Below are 1757 nucleotides of genomic sequence, written 5' to 3' on the forward strand. Positions count from 1 at the left end.
GCTTTACCGAATGAACTCAATGAAGATCAGCGCATTGCGCTTGTACAAGATTTTGCCAAGCAGATCGTAGCAAGACATGGCTGTGCCGTAGATGCTCATTTGCATAATGGTAAGAATATGTACGAGAGTAAAGAGAACCACCACGCCCACATCATGCTAAGCACTAGAAAGCTAGAACAAGACGGCTTTACGAAGAAAACTCGTGAGCTAGACGAAAAGAAAAGCGGTGAGGTGGTTTATTGGCGTGAACAATGGGCGAAAACTGCTAATGAGCATTTGCGTGAGTATGGAATAGAAATTGACCATAGAAGTCTGAAAGATCAAGGCTTAGAGCGTGAGCCAACCATCAAATTAGGCGTTGCTAGTGCATTAGAGCGTAAAGGCGTCAAAACAGACCGTGGCGACATCAACCGCTCAATAGCCAAATATAATAAAGTTCTCGAAACCAATAGTAATGAGAAAATTAACGATATTTTAAGCAAGCAGCTTAAACAAGCAACCGAACTTCATAACAAGCTACAGTTTATCAAACGTAGGCTACCCGAAGTCAAAAGAGACATTGCTGAAAAACAGCCTAAGCTATACCAAGCCTTTGATGATCTAGGAATACCAACGGCTGAACCTGAACCCATTAGGAGTGTTGACCATGAGCAAGAACGAGAAAGAATCGAGCCAGTTAGTGAGCGAGTGGATAGACCGCCAAGCGTTGAGAGCCATTCAAATGAGCGAGGACGAGAATTACCGCCAGTTGGTAGCGTCAAGAGCAACGAATTGGGGCAAGGACATAACAGCGAAGTCCGACCTGCGGATCAAACAAGCACAAGCACCGCACCTAGAGATATAACAGAACGCCCACAGTTGCCTATAGAACCAGTTCAACAGCCAAAAGCACCACAAGTCACAGAAGAAGCCGTTAAAACGCCTACAGTGCTAGATAAAGCCGATGATATAGCCGAAAAGCGGCTAATAGTTAAGGACTTTGTGCATCGGTGTAAAGAAATGGCCAAGCAATCACATAGAAGCCAGTTAGCTACGCTACAGGCGCAAGCTAAGCCTATACGTGCTGAAATAGAGCGGCTAAAAGATAGTGAGCCATGGAATCCCTTTAAGATGAAGGCGTGGCAAGCAGAGTTAGATAAGAAAGTAGAACAACATAATAATATTAAGTCATTGTTTGATGATATGAAGGCTCAAGGCGTGACCGCAGAGCTTAGAAGGTCAGCCCATGCTAGTGCATACCGTGAAAACCCTTCTGAGTACGAAGATATTATAGCCATACAGGACGAAGTAAAAGAGTACGATCAAGAACAAACTGAAATACTAAGGGAACAGCGACAACAGCAGTTATCGCTGCAACGGCAGCAACGCCAAGATATAACTGTAGACAAAGTTGACAAGGGTATAGACTTATAGCGCCCTTACAGTCACTACTCTATGCTGCTACTGAATGGGAGCGATTTTATATAACCCTCCATAAACCTTAAGTTTAAACTTCCGTCTTTGTCGATAGGTAGTCGGATACTTGAATCATTCATACGATCAGTATGCCATTTCCTGCCATAGTTGAAGCGGAATTGCTCTATCTTGATTAGAGGTATAACGAATAGGGCAATATAAGCATTAAAGTATGGAAACACACATTCTCTAGGATAGAGAACGTTCACATCATCAGATGCCCAAAATGGTAAAGGTTGATAAAAACTTTCACCGACCGACCCATTATAGTTCACAGTAATAACATTACCTTCATGAATAGG

The 1757-nt window shown here is 43.0% G+C and carries 2 protein-coding genes; one reads left to right on the top strand and one right to left on the bottom strand.

Going from position 1 to position 1757, the window contains the following annotated elements; all coding sequences use genetic code 11:
• The coding region (locus AAEY88_RS12475) for a MobA/MobL family protein (protein ID WP_350562884.1) at window positions 1-1413 on the top strand (1413 nt) is incomplete at its 5' end.
• 14 nt (window positions 1414-1427) lie between these two features.
• Here the strand turns inward: AAEY88_RS12475 and AAEY88_RS12480 are convergent.
• Window positions 1428-1757 (bottom strand): restriction endonuclease subunit S (locus tag AAEY88_RS12480; protein ID WP_350562886.1); only part of this gene is annotated, 330 nt, incomplete at its 5' end.

The organism is Psychrobacter sp. CAL346-MNA-CIBAN-0220 (assembly GCF_040309805.1).
Classification (GTDB): domain Bacteria; phylum Pseudomonadota; class Gammaproteobacteria; order Pseudomonadales; family Moraxellaceae; genus Psychrobacter.